The sequence below is a fragment of the Paenibacillus periandrae genome (genome assembly GCF_022458865.1).
Taxonomy (GTDB): domain Bacteria; phylum Bacillota; class Bacilli; order Paenibacillales; family NBRC-103111; genus Paenibacillus_S; species Paenibacillus_S periandrae.
The window spans coordinates 16102-32226 of record NZ_JAJNMU010000010.1 but is presented as its reverse complement, the minus strand read 5'-3'; the positions used below and the strand labels follow the sequence as shown (position 1 = coordinate 32226).

Here is a 16125-nt window from a genome sequence, read left to right as displayed (position 1 = left end):
GCAAAGAAATGTATTTAAAGTGAATGCTTATATGGATTATGGCGGATCATCTGAATGAGGTTCGCCGCGGAAGCAGATAAAGGTTCGTTTTTACGCGTACAAATGGCAATCGTATTGGTGAGATGGATACCGTCCACATGAACCCTGCACAGCTCTCCACGATTCACATATTCGCGTACAACTAGTGAGGAGACGAAATTCGCACCATATCCGGCGATAACGGCTGTAATCGCTTCATGCAGCCCATTGAATTGCAGGGAGATTGTAGGCGCTGGTGAATTATAGGTGCGGCATAAAGAAAGTAACCGCTCACGCGTGGAGCTGCCCTTCTCCCGCATCACAAAAGGCTCTTTCATCATTTCCGGCAAGGTTACCTGCTGGTTGGCGTATCGGTGATTGGGTGCAACTACAAACCATAGCTCATCCTGAAACAATTCCTCGGTCTGAATTTCATCTACATAATCTTCTGGCAGCCCCCCGTAAATAGCTAGATCCACCTCTACATGTAAAAGCTGCCTAAAGGCATCACTTGAATTGGTAGTCGTGATGATCATTTCAACTTGTTCATATTGCTGTTTAAACTTGGCTATCCAGGTCGGAATCAGGAAATGAGCAGGTAAATACGTAGCGGCTAATCGAATAACTCCGCTATCGCCATTGCGGTAATCGAGAGCAAATTGTTCGATTTGCTGTTCGACAGCGAAGAGTCTCTTTGCAAGTATTGCAAGATCTTCACCTGCATCGGTTAACGCTATGCCTCTTCCTTGGGGCTTCAGCAGAGTGAGAAGCAATTCCTTTTCAAATTTTTTGATTTGAGCGGTAATGGCAGGCTGGCTGATATTCAACAATTCAGAGGCTCGTGTCACACTTCCGGTTGAAGCGATCACGTGGAATAAACGCAATGCATGTAGATTCACTCGAAATCCTCCTTCTTTTTAATTTATATATTTAAAATATCGATCTTATAAAAAGATATATTATATTTATGATTATAACTGATTTACAATAGAACTAGAAGGCCTGTGAAAACCAAGCGGAGCGATCGGAAGGATATTTGGCCGCGCAGCGAGATGTATTCAACGGACTTCCACTAGAAGTAAAATAAACTGAGGGAGAAGTGATCCAGATGAATCAATCGAATACTTGGGATATGGTCGATCAGTATGTTACAGAGCGTCTGATTCCACGTGATGCTGTGCTGGAAAAGGTATTATTTTCCAATCGTCAGGCAGGTCTGCCAGCAATTGATGTAACGCCGAATCAAGGTAAGCTATTAAACCTGCTTGTCCAATTGAAAGGCGCACAACGGATTCTGGAGATCGGTACGTTGGGCGGATACAGTACCATTTGGATGGCGAGAGCACTGCCGGTTGATGGACAATTGATCACCCTGGAGCTTGACCCCCTTCATGCTCAGGTAGCACAGGCTAACATAACCCTTGCACAGCTGGATGGACTTATAAATATTCGTATCGGTGATGCTTTGGCTCAATTGGCCAAGATGAAAGATGAGGGCGTGCCACCTTTTGATTTCATATTTATTGACGCTGACAAACCTAATAATCCTAATTATTTAAAATGGGCACTTCATTTCTCCCACCCCGGAACTGTTATTGTAGGAGACAATGTCATTCGTGATGGCGAGGTCATTAATGAAAATAGCCAGGACCCCCGTGTGCAAGGCGTCAGGCAGTTCTATGACTTGTTGGCTGAAGAACCAAGGATTTCGGCTACAGCGATTCAGACAGTGGGAAGTAAAGGCTATGATGGTTTTGTATTGGGAATTGTTAGCAGCTGATATGTAACTTTATCCAATTGCCCTTAGTCTATAGGATAGGATATAAATTTTCACTCAAGGGGCAAATCGGATGAGAAAAAAGATGATATTGGTGATGCTGCTCTGGGCTGTACTCACTGCCTGTGCAAACCGTATAAGTGAAGAGAAGCTTAGCTCTCTTCCTGCAGTGGAAGATAACAAAGAAGATAACTCAGTAAGGGCGATTGGCAAGCATGCAGACGGAAAATTGCTCGTGCAACCTGCTAGCAAAGCAGTCTCATCTCCCTTGGGAGCCCCAAGCTGTTACGGTTTGGAGACTGACCTGAGTTGGTCTGGAGATTATGCCATGGTATGGGAATCCCGATCGGATGGGTCACAGAGCACAGTAATGACATTCCCTGTTGATTTCGAAATTGTACAGCCTGAGGATAAACCTGTCGAAATGCAGAAGTATACCTTTGGAGAAACCGACATTTATGCCTATGTGCCGCGGTATACGGACTGTCATGCGCTTGAGACTTTTCTTTTTGGAGTAAGCGGCGGGAAGGCTTTCCCGATAACGCTGGAGATGAAGCCAGAACAAATCTGGACGCACATAGGGCAGCTGCCGCATCATCCTTTTCAGGTAACTGATGGTGAGCTCATTTTGACGGGAGGTTATGGGGCAGGACAGGACTTCATTGATGTTTATCGCTTCCGGTATGATGCGATGAAACATTCCATGATTTTGCAATCTACGGATCAAGTGAAGCCGGGTGATCTTATTCAGGATCAGGATCAATAGAGACATCTGATTATGTTTTTTTCAAAGCGTCCAATCCAATCTCCGCTGATGTTCATATTATGCAAATATGCAAGGCGGAAGGAGGAGGACATATGGGTGCATTAGGAGTTGGCGGAAGCTGCGCTAGTTGTGCTGGATATGGTTTGGGTACGACTACGGGTGCAATTCTTGTACTATTTATTTTGCTGGTTATTATCAGCTGTACATTTATCTAAATGACGCCTCCACCTGCGTGGAGGATACATAAAACGATCAGGAAAAAGGGAATGAACTCATCGGCTTGGTTGCAGAGTTATATAATTAAGCGAATAATGTACGGATACAAAAGGGCCTCGCGAAAAGTACGCGGTAGGCCTTTTTGTGCAACTCTGGAAGCTGCTATTTTATCCAAGATGAGGTTACCGTGCTTCTTACACCTTATGTACTGGGATTTCTTCTTCCCATCGCTGTACTCCTTCCGGACAAACGTACATATATTTTAGATGTGAAGTCTGCTTTCTGATGAAGACCAATGGTGTATGAGAGACCCGATTATTACCTGCAAATGTAAGGGATTGCAATTTTATTTCTGGACTTTGTAAGCTAATAGTCGAAGCAAAGGGAGGGATAGATTGTGCATATTGATTTGCGTGGGAAGGTAGCTCTTGTGACAGGAGCGGGGCGGGGAATTGGCCGGGAGATTGCACTCACTTTAGCAACTGAAGGCGTGAGGACGGTCGCCATGGATGTAAATCCGGATCATTTGGCAGAGCTCCATCAAGTATTCGCTGAGCATCAATTCGAGGGCTTTCAACAGGTGTGCGATATTCGTGAATACTCGGAGATCGAGAGGGTGATTCAAGAGGTTGAACATCAATACGGTCGAATCGACATCCTTGTTAACAATGCAGGTGTTGCAAGCGGTGGTCTGGTGGAAAGCTTATCCGAGGAGGTCTGGGATCTCAATATGGATGTCAATCTGAAGGGCAGCTTCCTCATGTGTAAGGCCGTGCTTCCGATAATGAAGAGGCAAAAATCAGGACGTATCCTGAATGCCGCTTCATTCGCCGCCAAGATCCCGAGCTTGGGTGGGGCAGCGTATGCCGCATCCAAAGCGGGGATTGTGCATTTTACCCGAGTGCTTGCAGGGGAGCTGGGGCCATGGAATATAACGGTGAATTGTTATGCGCCTGGAGTCATTCCAACCGATTTGAATCGATTTGCGGATCGTTCTCCTAAGGAGCAAAAGGAGCTGCTGGACAATCTCTCGCTTAGGCGTTGGGGCAATAAACAGGAAATAGCTCACCTGATTTGTTACCTGGCATCCGACTATGCGAGCTATATTACCGGAACCATGATCGATATTAGCGGAGGAAAGCTGGCGACCCAGGTGCCGCGAATGGCTTATGAATGGGCAGCAAATGAACGGAACGCATAGCTATCAAAACACGAAGGAGCAATAAAATGAGTTTAAATACATTTAATTTAAATGGTAGAGTTGCCTTGATTACTGGTGGCTGCCAAGGGTTGGGGTTAGTTTGTGCCAAGGCGCTTGCAGAAGCTGGAGCAAGTGTAGCTGTAACGAGCAGGGATGAAGCGAAGGCCGCCGAAGTCGCAAGGCAAATCCGTGAGGAAACCGGGCAGCAGGCAGTAGGATTAGCCGTGGATGTTACGGATGGCGAGCAGGTTCAGCGTATGGCAGCCGAGACGATGCAGAGCTTGGGACGGATCGATATTCTGGTCAACAATGCAGGAATCAATGTGCGCAAGCCGATTCTGGAATACGATGAAGCGAGCTGGGATCTGGTGCAAAGCACGAATCTGAAAGCTCCATTCCTATGCGCCAAGGCGGTAGTTCCCTTTATGATCAAACAAGCCTATGGAAGAATTATTAACCTGTCCTCGATGCTGGGCACCGTCGCACTACCTGAACGCTCTGCATACTGCTCCAGCAAGGGCGGATTAATTCAGCTGACCAAAGTTATGGCGCTGGAATGGGCTGAGCACTATATAACGGCTAACGCCATATGTCCCGGACCATTTGCTACTGAGCTTAACAAGGTGGTGATCGACAATCCAGCGGCTAATCAATTTTTCCTTGATCATCTTGCGCTTAAACGTTGGGGCAATCCGAATGAATTGACAGGTTTATTGATCTATTTGGCTTCAGAAGCATCCAGCTTCATGACGGGATCTTCCATTGTCATCGATGGAGGGTGGACGGCACAATAATACGATCAGAAAGGGTTGAAGCGCTTGAGATACGGTCTCACGGTTTATGGCACAACCTATGGAATGGGCATCCATCCGCAGTCGGGCATAAAACCAATCACGCCTATAGAGCTGATGGATATTACGGAAAGCTATGGACTGGAAGGGATAGAGATCCCTTATCCAATATTAAAGGAGCATGATCCCGACGAAGTGGCAGACTACGCGCGCTCCAAAGGGATGTTCGTGAATATTGCAGCAAGCGGTTATGATCCTGAATCATTAAAGAAAGCGCTGCTGCTTGCCAAGCGAGTGGGGGCAATAACGGTGCGAACCGTGGTGGGCGGAGCCAAATTTGGTGGCGATCGCAGACATATGGCCGGTACGTGGAAGCCATTTTTGGATCAGCTTCTTACATCCTTTCAGGCAGTGACTGAAACTGCGGAGCAAACAGGTGTCAATCTGGCCGTGGAAAACCATCAGGATTTGGCCTCTGAGGAACTGCTCTGGCTGTGTGAAACTATCGGATCGGACAGGTTTGGTATTAACCTCGATACAGGTAATCCGCTGGCAACCGCTGAAGAGCCCAATGACTTTTTTTGCCGGGTAGCCCCTTATGTAAAAAATGTTCACTTGAAGGATTATTACCTGTATTGGTATGAAGAAGGGTATCGGCTGGTAAGAAGTCCGCTTGGTCAAGGCGTGATAAATTTCCCTGAACTGCTGCGAATTATCTCGGTAGCGGCTCCTCATGTAACGATGTCCGTGGAGCATGGAGCTTTGGAGGCAAGGAACGTTAGGGTGCTTGAAGAGGACTATTGGACGGAATATCCAGAGCGCTCCGCTAGACAGCTTACTCGCCTGCTGAGATTTGTACATGACCATGCGAAGGCAACAGGCGATTGGAGAACTCCCTTTGAGAAAGGCGAATTGCCCGCAGTAATAGTTGCTTATGAACAATCGCAAATGAATACAGCCCTTGCCTATTTGAAATCGTTGATCCGGGAGTTTCGTGATCATGAAAATTTGGTGAAAAGTTGAGGTGCAGCCATGGCAGATTTTGATTTAAGGGGTAAAAACGCGCTGGTCACCGGCTCCAGCCGTGGTCTTGGCCGACAGTACGCAATGGATCTGGCCCGTGCCGGCGCTAATGTGATTATTCATGATGAAACGGAAACCAAATCGATGGAATTCAACGAAGCACTTTCCGGCTTTACAGTGGCTGAGGAAGCTGTTGAGTTGGGTGTGAAATCCGGGTTTATTGCCGCCGATCTCACTGATCCTGAACAGGTTGAGCAATTGATTGCGCGGTCGATAGAAATGCTGGGTTCCATAGATATCCTCATCAATAATGCAGGTGGCGACATTGGCTTCAATACCCCACGCCCGGAGCCAAATGACTGCTTGGATATTCGTGCTGAGGATATCCGGTCTGTTGTCGAACGCAACCTGCTGTCTACGATGTATACGTGCAAATTTGCGGGTCAGCATATGCGTGAACGGTGCAGCGGCAAAATTGTAAATGTAGGCTCAATTGCAGGACATGTGCCCGTTACGTCAGGCATTATTTATGCTGCTGCCAAGCTGGGCATCTCCCATTATACAAGAAGTCTGGCCCAGCAGATGAGGCCGTATGATGTGAATGTCAACTGTATTTCACCCGCACCGACCTACACAGCACGCTTTTCAGCTACACGAACGGTGAGCAATGAAGAAGGCTTGTCCAGACTGCAGCGGATTGCCCAGCCTGAGGATATGTCCCGAATCGTCATGTTCCTCTGCGGTCCGCAAGCAGATTATTTAACCGGAGAAACGATCGTTTGCTGGAAATGAGAATAAGGAAAAGGGTGAAACCAATTTGAACTTTGATGGCAAAATCGTATTGGTAACCGGCGGAGCCAGAGGAATCGGAGCCGCTATCGTGAAGCAGTTTCTGGAAAATGGAGCCAAAGTCATGATAGCAGACGCTTCCCCGGATGGGGAGCAAGCTGCGAAGCAGTGGCAGAGCCAAGGTAAAGAAGCGGTGTATGTCCAATGCGACGTGTCCCGGGAAGCTGAAGTGAATCATGCGGTTTCTGCTGCCGAGCAGCAATTCGGAAGGCTGGATATTGTAGTCAATAACGCTGGAATCTTTCCGCGTGCTGATTTGCTCCAAACGGATGAGACTTTCTGGGATCGTGTGATGGGCATCAATCTAAAAGGCGTATACCTGATGTGCCGAGCGGCAGTCCCCCTGATGATCAGGCAGGGCGGGGGATGTATCGTGAACATAGGTTCGCTGCATTCGACCGTAGGAGGGGAAGAACTGTTTGCATACGCGATATCCAAGGGTGGTGTTGTGACGCTGACCCGAAATTTAGCCCGCGCTTTAGCGAAGCACGGCATCCGTGTCAACTGTGTGCATCCAGGCTGGGTAGCCTCTCACGGTGAGAGGGCGCTGATGAAGGCTAATGGAGAAGAAGATAATTGGCCGGAGCAGCATGGATCCAAAATGCCCTTCGGCAGATTGCAAACCGAGGATGATATTGCGGCGGCGATTTTGTTCGTATGCTCTGCTCATGCAGGACAAATCACAGGTCAAATGCTCACCGTAGACGGGGGGCTTGGATTCAAATTATCGTAGCATAGGGTATTCGTTTGGATTTTACAATAATAGATTCAAAAGCCGATTGCCAGGCGCAGTCGGTTTTTTGTGTATACACGGTGTTACTTATGTTGGGATAAAACGCTAATGGGAGGACATATTAAATAGGAAAGTATCTACCAGAACAGGAGGAATTTACATGACTGAATTTAAGGGAACCAACAGCGAAGGACCATCCAAACCGGGTAAGTCTGAATCCGACCGTGCCAGAAGTCCAATAGACCCGCGCTCCCCGGGCTTCGATAAAAAATTAGATGGCCCGGTCAGACCGAGTGAATGATCGCATGCGCTGAAGAAACAAGCAATTTCCAATAGCAAGACAGCAGTCAGAAGCAGCTTCGGGGAGAATATCCCCGAGGTTTTTTTAGCATACTCTCTGAGCTGTCGTTCCATAAATATGGTCTTGACAGTTGTCTCAATATTGAATATCTCTCTGCCAAGCGCCGTCGATTGGAGCTGCGGGAAGATTTGGGAGCTTCAGCTCCTGCGCGGCAATACGCAAATATTTGATATTATAGCGAATTTCCGAACTGACCAACGGGGGTGTGGCTGGGCCGAAATATTTGCTGGGGTCAAAATAGTTGAGCATCTTCAGGTCATTATCGTACAGAGCTGCATCCCAGCGAATTTTGGATATGGAGCGGCTGACAACTTCCAAAGGAAATCCAGTTTCCAGCGCAAAAGCTTTGGCAGCCTGATGGGGCTGCTCCCGGATCAGCCGATTGGCCTGCACATGGGCCTTTAAGTAAGCAACTACCAAATCCTCATGGTCGAGTGCCCAACGCTCGTCAGCGACCACGTTAGCAATAAAACCAAGTCCCAGCTCCTGGTTAAAAATCGATTTGCCGATTTGCTGATGATGGGCAAGACTCAGGAAGGGCTCCCACATAATCGATGCGCTCAGTCTGCCTTGACGCAGGCTTTCCATACTTTCCTCGATAGAACGATGAATAATGTTCAAATCCGTCATATGATGCGATTCCAGCATCTTTCTCAAGCGGTACTCCGCATTGGTGCGGAATGTGGTGGCGATAGGCAGAGTAGCGAGATCGCCAATACTTTGTAGTGTCAGATCTGTCGGAATAACCATCCCAAACCCGTCGCCCTTCGCGGATTTCCCTCCGGCGGCAAGCAGAATCGGGCGGTAATCGGGCAGCATGGTGCTGATCATATGGCTGACCGACAGGGCATAATCTCCAAAGGTAGCAAGGTGAATATGGCCTGCTATCATCCCTTTTATCAATTCCATTCCATCCTTGGCCTTGTGCCATTTGATTTCGATCCGGTCCTTGGGACGGATACGCCTCAGCTCTTGTTCGAGAAATCCGAATTCCTTAATAATTAACGGACCCCACATATGGGTGGAAACGGTCGTATATCCAATAGTTATCGTCTGATTGGCGGTAAGAACCGGGGAGGATTGCCGTACTTGGCCAAATTGCCTATACCAGCGCATAACCTCATTTTTATCAAAATATATTTCTTTTCCTATCTTTACGCTGGGCAGCTGCTTCGTTTTTCGCCAACGGTCAATCGTCGAACGGCTAACATCCAATTGATCCATGACCTCACTGATGTGTATTAAATTAAATTGCTCTTTAATCATGCGATGTGACCTCCTTGGACTGTAAATTATTGGTCATTTTGGTCATTAATCATCAGTAATCTTTTATATTTGTCATTATGTTGACTAAAAAAATTGCACATGCTAACTTATATTAATCCTAGTATATCTATATGAATAGATATATTACAATCATTTTTTTGTAAAATAAGGGGGAGGGTCTGCTTGTCGAATACAGTTAGCGCGGAATGGCTCCATGAACGCTTGAATCATACAGAGATCGTGATTGCAGATTGCCGGTTTCTTCTTGGCAAACCTGCTGCAGGTAAAGAGGCATACGAGGCTGGCCATCTGCCAGGTGCCGTTTATTTTGATCTTGAGAAGGACTTATCGGATGTGATTGGCAGCCACGGAGGCAGGCATCCTTTGCCTGATACGAAACAGTTGTCAGCGAAGCTTGGCGATGTCGGAATCGATGAATCCAAGATCGTCGTCGTTTACGATGATCAAGGTGGTGCTATGGCATCACGATTATGGTGGATTTTGAAGTATTACGGACATCCACAGGTCTATCTGCTGGATGGCGGCTTATCCCGGTGGAAAAGCCAAGGTTACGAGCTTACTAAAGAAGTCTCATCCGTTAAAGGCAGTACGTTTGTCCCGCAGCTACAGGAAGGGCTGCTGCTGGACGCCCAAGAGGTGAAGCAAAGATTGGGTCGCTCGGACACCCAGCTCATCGATTCCCGTGAAGAAAAAAGATATCTGGGCCTGGAAGAGCCCATTGACCGAATAGCTGGACATATACCTGGGGCAGTAAACCATTTTTGGAAAAATGCCTTTACTGCTGAAGGCGAGCTGAAAGAGTCGGAGGAATTGAAAGCAATCTTTCATAAGCTGGATCCATCCAAGGAAATCATCGTTTATTGCGGATCAGGTGTTACAGCCTGCCCTAATGTTCTAGCCTTAGCAGAAGCTGGGTTTACTAATGTCAAATTGTATGGCGGAAGCTGGAGCGATTGGGTATCTTACCCGGATAATCCGATTGAAACAGGAACTGGAAAAGCCTAAAGGCGTGGAAAGGAGCATTGAACGAACATGAGTAGAAGAAAGGGACAGCTGCATCTTACTTTGTCTGTACAGGGCACTGGTTATCACCCTGGGAGCTGGCGTCATCCAGACGTCAGTAATGTGAAGCTGCATGAACCAGCTTATTACTACAGTCTGGCGCAAACGGCCGAGCGTGGGAAATTCGATATGCTGCTTCTGGACCAGACTTCCATCGGTGAACATCTCCGCGCCGCAGGCAGGGAACCCGGGCTGCTGCTCGAGCCATTCACCTTACTGGGGGCGTTGGCTTCCGTCACGAAACACATTGGTTTGGGAGCTCCTGTATCCACCTCCGTTATCGAGCCGTTCGCGGTTGCCAGGCAATTGGCCGCGCTGGATCATCTCAGTGACGGCAGGACGGCATGGCTGGCGAGCGCGGTGGATCTATATGAACCAAAACGCCGTCTCGGCGGTCCACCCGAGCTCTCCCTCGCACAGAGAAATGAGCGCAAGCAGGAGTTTATCGAAGTTGCAGCGCGTTTATGGGACAGCTGGGAGGATGATGCTGTCATCATTGACAGGGTAGAAGGGCGTTATATTGACTCTGACAAGGTGCATTTGATCCATCATACAGGACAGCACTTTAAAGTGCGAGGTCCCTTAAGCATACCACGGCCTCCACAGGGACATCCGGTTCGCATCGGTATAAGCACTGCCTGGGATAACCGGAATGGTAACGGTCTGGATACACCGGAGCTTGTGATAAGCTCCCGACCATTGCTAGAAACGGCAGCTGACTTTTATCAAAAGCTTCAGAAACGAAGGGCTGTGAATGGGTACTCTGCTGCTGGAGTGAAGGTGCTTACCACCTTGTCCCCGATAATAGGAGCAACCGAAGCGGAAGCCAGGCATAAAGCAGCCGAGCTGCAGGAGCTTGCTGATCCAAAGACGGGAATTGCCATTATATCCGATCTGTTGAATCTGGACTTGACGGGTTATTCACTCGACGGCCCCCTTCCTGCTATTCCCGGCTTGTTGGAGGCGGTCAAAGCTTCAGGAATCGAAGCGGCAACACTTCGTGAGCTTAGCTCTCAGATTGTGAAGCTTACCGGAGCAAAAGTATTTGTTGGGACACCTGAGCAGCTTACCGACTGGATGGAAGACTGGTACCAAGCTTACGGTAGTGATGGGTTCCATCTTCAGCTTCCGCTGCTGCCAGGGGGATTGGATGAATTTGTTACACAAGTCATTCCCGTATTGCAGCGAAGAGGACTGTTCCGAACGGAATATACGGGAACTACGCTGCGGGACCATCTGGGACTGGAAGCTCCAGTCGGTGTTCGAATAAGCAAGGAGGGTTAACGATGGGTACTACCAAAAAACAGCTGCATCTCGGTGTTTTTCTATTAAACACGGGCCAGCATGTAGGCGGATGGCGTCATCCAGAAACGCACGCTAACCGGCTGCTCGATTTGTCTTTCTATCAAGACTTTGCGAGGCTGTCGGAGAGAGGGTTGTTCGATACGATTCTGGCGCTGGAGCAAATCGCCATTGGTGAACAGAATGGGAAGGTAGCTGAGGAACGCTCCATCCCGACGCCGGACACGCTGACCCTGCTATCCGTGATGGCCGCAGTAACGGAGAAGATCGGCTTGACGGCTACGTTATCCACGACGTACAACGATCCTTATCATGTCGCGGCCAGATTTGCAACACTTGATCACTTGAGCGGTGGAAGGGCAGGCTGGAATATGGTCACCTCCCAGGACCCGCGTGTCGCCTCCCAATTCAGTAAGGATGCGCATATGGACCATGCCCTGAGGTATCAACGAGCCAACGAATTCGTAGATGTGGCAATGAAGCTGTGGGACAGCTGGGAAGAGAATGCACTGATTGGCAAGCAAAGCTTGGGCCAATACCTCGATCCAACCAAAGTCCACGATATCGATCATACAGGTGCTTATTTCTCAATAAGCGGAACCTCCTATATTCCGCGCCCGATTCAGGGGCATCCGGTGCTCTTTCAGGCAGGTTCTTCCGGCAGCGGCCTGCAGTTTGCCGCCCAGAAGGCTGAGGTCGTGTTCACCGCTCAGGATAACCTGCGGGACGCTTTGGATTACTATGCCAATCTGAAGGGGATGCTGAAGTCCCATGGACGCAGACCGGAGCAGCTTCATATATTGCCTGGGCTTGCACCGATTCTGGGTTCTACGGAGCAAGAGGCTAAAGAACGCGAAACGTACTTTAACGAGCTGGTTTTGCCGGATATTGCCGTGAAAACCTTGTCTGGTACCATCGAGGTCGACTTATCCTCATACCCTCTGGACGGTCCGTTCCCATACTGGGAAATTAACGCGGAGGCGAACAATAACAAGAAAAGCCGTCTGCAGCTATTGAAGGATTTGGGACAACGTGAGCAGTGGACGGTCAGGCAGATGAGCAAGCACGTAGTATCAGCCGGCGGGCATCATACGTTCGCAGGCACACCGGAGCGGCTGGTCGATCTGATGGAGCATTGGCTGGATCAGGGGGCTTGCGATGGATTTAACATTATGCCCTCTCACTATCTGCGAGGACTAGAGGAGTTTGTCGATCACGTCATTCCGATATTGCAAAAGCGTGGCCGCTACCGCACTGAATATACCGGCAATACGCTGCGTGATCATCTCGGATTGACGCCACCGGTGAATCGCTGGTCTGCGCTGAGTACACCATCATCCAAATAACAAACCACTTATCAGGAGGAACAACTTCATGAAAAAAACTCGTTTTCATTTATTATTTGCAGTCGTATTGCTTACCGTTCTGGCAGGCTGCGGCAAAACGGCCCCTGCTGCGGATGGTGGCTCGACTCCCGCTTCAGCAACTCCTGCAGCGGCTTCAACTGCCAAAGCGGCACCTAAAGTGATTAAATCCGCACTAAATACAGTTCCCGTACCTTTATTCAGCTTTCTGGATGAGAAAAACCAACCGGCAGGATTTATGATTGACTACCTGAAGGAGCTGGAAAAGAAGCTTCCGGAATATAAATTTGAGTACGAATCCGTGGATAACGAAGGGCAGCTGATCGGTACCGACACTGGCAAGTACGCATTTGCCGCGAACTTCTGGTTCAAAAACCCGGAGCGGGAGAAAAAATATTTGTATCCGCAGCAAGAGTTTGGCTATTCAATCACAGGTTTGGCTGTTAAGCCGGACCGCAATGATATCAAGACCCTTGATGATCTGGTAGGCAAGAAATTGGTCCCAATGACCCCGGTTTCCGGCTTCCGCTACATTCTGAAGGATTATAATCTCAAGCATCCTGGCAAGGAAATCAAAATTGAAGATGTAGAAAAAACAACCCCTGCTGACGATCTGAAGCTTGTTGAATCAGGCAAATATGATGCCCATCTGCTCAACATCAATCATTTTGAAGATGCCGTGAAGAAACTAAATCTGAACCTGAAGATCGGCGGTGTCATCTCGAAGGAATCCGTATATTTGATCTTCAACAAGAATCAGACAGAGCTTGCCCAAAAGATGGACGCGGCAACGGTCGAGTTAATTAAAGACGGCACACTGCCGAAGCTTTCGGAAAAATGGTTCAAGGTGGATGTATTTAAAAGCCTGGAGTATGTGCAGCAGGGCTATAAATTCCGGAAGGATTAACGAAAATGAACAGCGCCGGAATCGAAACGACTTTGAATCTGGTCCTGAGAATAGCCGAGAGGCTGCCGATTACGTTGACGATCATGCTCTTATCCCTTGTTTTTGGACTCTTGCTGGGGTTAGTTATCGCCCTGGCCAGAATTCAAAAGAATAAAATCATTTATGCGCTTGCCACGTTTTATCTGTCGTTCATGCGGTGCACCCCGACCATCGTTCAGCTTTTTCTGGTCTATTACGGGCTGCCGCAGCTGTTAATACTGGTAGGCGTGGATGTGAACGACTGGGATAAGATCATCTTTGCCGTAATCACCTTCTCGCTGCACAGTGCAGCCTTCTTCTCCGAGGTTATCCGCTCTTCCTATCTGGCAGTCGGAAGCGGTCAGCAGGAGGCTGCCTACAGTGTGGGTATGACCTACGGACAATCACTAAGGCGGATTATTTTGCCACAAGCCTTCGGTATCGCGATCCCCAATTTGGGCAACAACGTGATTATTTTATTAAAGGAAACGTCACTGGCCTTCTCCATCGGGATTGTTGACATTATGGGGCAGGTACAGATCATACTCGGAAATAATTATGGAGCGAATACGTTTCAGGTGTATATTCTCGTTTCGTTGATTTACTGGGTTCTGAGCATTGCCATTGAAAAGGGCTTTGGACGATTGGAAAAAAGCTATAAGAAAGGCCATGTCAGTATTGCAAGATAAGGAAGAAAGGGAGGGGAGCTGCATTGGCTGAATTTAGCTTGGCCTTCGCTATCGAGAAATTCCCGGAGGTTCTGAAGGGTGTACCCTCCATGCTTATTGTGGCAGTTATCTCGATGCTGCTGGGTACGATTATCGGACTGATCATCGCTCTGTGCAGGATCTATAAAGTACCTGTGCTGGATAGGCTGGGCGCATTGTATGTCTCCTTCATCCGGGGGACTCCCTTGTTGGTGCAGCTTTATGTAGTGTTCTATGGTACACCGCTCCTTGTGGATACCTTGAACCGGGAGTGGGGCTGGCATTTGTCTCTTCAGGAATTGTCGCCTCTCGCTATTGCACTACTCGCGTTTACGATCAACTCTGCCGCCTACCAGTCGGAGGTCATCCGCGGAGCGCTGCTCACTACGGATTCGGGTCAGATGGAGGCTGCGTATTCAATCGGGATGACGACATCCCAAGGACTAATAAGAATTGTGGCTCCGCAGGCATTTGCCGTTGCACTTCCGAACTTGGGAAATATTTTTATTAATCTGATTAAAGGCACCTCGCTTGCTTTTGCAATCAAGGTTATCGAGGTGATGGCTCAAGCCAAAATCGTCGCCGGTGACGGTTATCGATACCTGGAAATGTACTTTGATGCTTCTATTATTTATTGGGTTATTTGCTGGATCTGCGAAAGGCTCTTTGTATGGCTGGAGACCCGATACAGCCGCCATGAAAAGAGAGTGGCCGCGTAAGCAGCAAGCCAGATGTTTGGATTCTATAACCGAGGTGGCGCAGCATGATTCAAATGTCAAAAATCAAAAAATCCTTTGGCCGCAACCAGGTGCTGAAGGGCATCGATTTAACCGTGCACAAGGGTGAGGTCGTCGCTATTCTTGGACCCAGCGGTTCGGGTAAAACCACCCTGCTGCGATGCTTGAACTATCTTGAAAAGCCGGACGAGGGCAGCATCACCATCGGCGATTTCGCTATCGACTGCAAGCGTGCAGGCAAGAAGGAGATCCATCAGCTTCGCCAAAGGTCGGCCATGGTGTTCCAGCAGTATAATCTGTTCAAGCATAAAACTGCGCTGGAGAATGTCATGGAAGGGCTATTGGTCGTAAAGAAGCTTCCTAAGGAAGCGGCCAGAGATTTAAGCGTCGAGCTGTTGAAAAAAGTAGGGCTTGAACACAAGCTGGACGCTTATCCGTCGCAATTATCCGGCGGTCAGCAGCAGCGGGTAGGCATCGCCCGAGCGTTGGCGCTTAACCCAGAGGTGATTTTGTTTGATGAGCCGACCTCAGCGCTCGACCCGGAGCTGGTAGGCGAGGTGCTGTCAGTCATTCGCAAAATTGCCAAGGAAGGAATTACGATGATCATCGTAACTCATGAGATGGGCTTTGCGCAGGACGTTGCAAACCATGTTGTGTTTATGGATGAAGGCGTCATTGTCGAGGAAGGCAAGCCGAATGAGCTGTTCAGCGATCCGAAGGAGGAACGGACCAAGCAATTCCTCAAGCGGATACGACCGGAGCTGAACTACTCCATTTAATAGGGCAGAAATAAATCTGCCTAATCACAGAAGCTTCAAATAAACCACGTCAGGAAGCCTCCCTCCCCCCACCGCCCAAGTGGAAGCCGGAGGCTTCATTTGAGGTGGTTTTTTAGGTTCAAGATGTGTAATCTGTATGTCCAAAATCGGAGAATCCTTCAAAAATCCGTATGATTACCAATCGCGCTTTTCAATAATTGAAGTTATAATTAGAAGGCGGACGCCGC

General features: G+C 48.5%; 18 protein-coding genes. 16 read left to right on the top strand and 2 right to left on the bottom strand.

Going from position 1 to position 16125, the window contains the following annotated elements:
- Positions 1 to 14 precede the first annotated feature (14 nt).
- The gene (locus LRL21_RS17675) at positions 15 to 917 is read right to left on the bottom strand and encodes a LysR substrate-binding domain-containing protein (protein WP_240417122.1); all 903 of its coding nucleotides are present in this window, start codon (positions 915 to 917) and stop codon (positions 15 to 17) included.
- Between the two features lie 209 nt (positions 918 to 1126).
- Between LRL21_RS17675 and LRL21_RS17670 the strand changes: the two genes are divergently transcribed.
- The 9 genes from LRL21_RS17670 (at position 1127) to LRL21_RS17630 (ending at position 7675) form a co-directional block, all read left to right on the top strand.
- Positions 1127 to 1798, top strand: coding sequence for an O-methyltransferase (locus LRL21_RS17670; protein ID WP_240417121.1), 672 nt, complete (start codon positions 1127 to 1129; stop codon positions 1796 to 1798).
- A gap of 70 nt (positions 1799 to 1868) precedes the next feature.
- Positions 1869 to 2561, top strand: a complete 693-nt coding sequence (locus LRL21_RS17665) for a hypothetical protein (protein WP_240417120.1) — start codon at positions 1869 to 1871, stop codon at positions 2559 to 2561.
- 92 nt (positions 2562 to 2653) lie between these two features.
- The gene (locus tag LRL21_RS17660; protein WP_240417119.1) at positions 2654 to 2776 is read left to right on the top strand and encodes a YjcZ family sporulation protein; all 123 of its coding nucleotides are present in this window, start codon (positions 2654 to 2656) and stop codon (positions 2774 to 2776) included.
- 398 nt (positions 2777 to 3174) lie between these two features.
- Positions 3175 to 3978, top strand: coding sequence for an SDR family NAD(P)-dependent oxidoreductase (locus tag LRL21_RS17655; RefSeq protein WP_240417118.1), 804 nt, complete (start codon positions 3175 to 3177; stop codon positions 3976 to 3978).
- Positions 3979 to 4004: 26 nt separating this feature from the next.
- Positions 4005 to 4772 (top strand): SDR family NAD(P)-dependent oxidoreductase, encoded by a 768-nt coding sequence (locus LRL21_RS17650; RefSeq protein WP_240417117.1) that lies wholly within the window; start codon positions 4005 to 4007, stop codon positions 4770 to 4772.
- 15 nt (positions 4773 to 4787) lie between these two features.
- Positions 4788 to 5792, top strand: a complete 1005-nt coding sequence (locus LRL21_RS17645; protein WP_240417116.1) for a sugar phosphate isomerase/epimerase family protein — start codon at positions 4788 to 4790, stop codon at positions 5790 to 5792.
- 9 nt (positions 5793 to 5801) lie between these two features.
- Entirely contained in the window at positions 5802 to 6584 is a 783-nt protein-coding gene (locus LRL21_RS17640) for an SDR family NAD(P)-dependent oxidoreductase (RefSeq protein WP_240417115.1), read from the top strand.
- 25 nt (positions 6585 to 6609) lie between these two features.
- Positions 6610 to 7374 (top strand): SDR family NAD(P)-dependent oxidoreductase, encoded by a 765-nt coding sequence (locus tag LRL21_RS17635; RefSeq protein ID WP_240417114.1) that lies wholly within the window; start codon positions 6610 to 6612, stop codon positions 7372 to 7374.
- Positions 7375 to 7534: 160 nt separating this feature from the next.
- Complete coding sequence (locus tag LRL21_RS17630) at positions 7535 to 7675, top strand: hypothetical protein (protein WP_240417113.1); 141 nt, start codon at positions 7535 to 7537, stop codon at positions 7673 to 7675.
- A 135-nt stretch (positions 7676 to 7810) separates the two neighbouring features.
- Here the strand turns inward: LRL21_RS17630 and LRL21_RS17625 are convergent, their stop codons facing one another.
- Positions 7811 to 9001, bottom strand: coding sequence for a helix-turn-helix domain-containing protein (locus tag LRL21_RS17625; protein ID WP_240417112.1), 1191 nt, complete (start codon positions 8999 to 9001; stop codon positions 7811 to 7813).
- Positions 9002 to 9184: 183 nt separating this feature from the next.
- Between LRL21_RS17625 and LRL21_RS17620 the strand changes: the two genes are divergently transcribed.
- From LRL21_RS17620 to LRL21_RS17590, 7 genes are read left to right on the top strand one after another with little or no spacing between them, the layout of a single operon-like run.
- Positions 9185 to 10027 carry a sulfurtransferase gene (locus tag LRL21_RS17620; RefSeq protein WP_240417111.1) on the top strand — a complete coding sequence of 281 codons (843 nt, stop codon included), beginning with the start codon at positions 9185 to 9187 and terminating at the stop codon, positions 10025 to 10027.
- A gap of 27 nt (positions 10028 to 10054) precedes the next feature.
- Entirely contained in the window at positions 10055 to 11368 is a 1314-nt protein-coding gene (locus LRL21_RS17615) for an NtaA/DmoA family FMN-dependent monooxygenase (protein ID WP_240417110.1), read from the top strand.
- Positions 11369 to 11370: 2 nt separating this feature from the next.
- A complete protein-coding gene (locus LRL21_RS17610) occupies positions 11371 to 12732 on the top strand; it encodes an LLM class flavin-dependent oxidoreductase (RefSeq protein ID WP_240417109.1) in 1362 nt (453 codons plus the stop codon).
- A 28-nt stretch (positions 12733 to 12760) separates the two neighbouring features.
- Positions 12761 to 13657: a transporter substrate-binding domain-containing protein gene (locus LRL21_RS17605; RefSeq protein ID WP_240417108.1), complete on the top strand. Its 897-nt coding sequence runs from the start codon at positions 12761 to 12763 to the stop codon at positions 13655 to 13657.
- 5 nt (positions 13658 to 13662) lie between these two features.
- A complete protein-coding gene (locus LRL21_RS17600; RefSeq protein ID WP_076233626.1) occupies positions 13663 to 14364 on the top strand; it encodes an amino acid ABC transporter permease in 702 nt (233 codons plus the stop codon).
- A gap of 23 nt (positions 14365 to 14387) precedes the next feature.
- Positions 14388 to 15101, top strand: a complete 714-nt coding sequence (locus LRL21_RS17595) for an amino acid ABC transporter permease (RefSeq protein ID WP_240417107.1) — start codon at positions 14388 to 14390, stop codon at positions 15099 to 15101.
- Positions 15102 to 15145: 44 nt separating this feature from the next.
- A complete protein-coding gene (locus tag LRL21_RS17590; RefSeq protein ID WP_240417106.1) occupies positions 15146 to 15898 on the top strand; it encodes an amino acid ABC transporter ATP-binding protein in 753 nt (250 codons plus the stop codon).
- Positions 15899 to 16125: the final 227 nt, after the last annotated feature.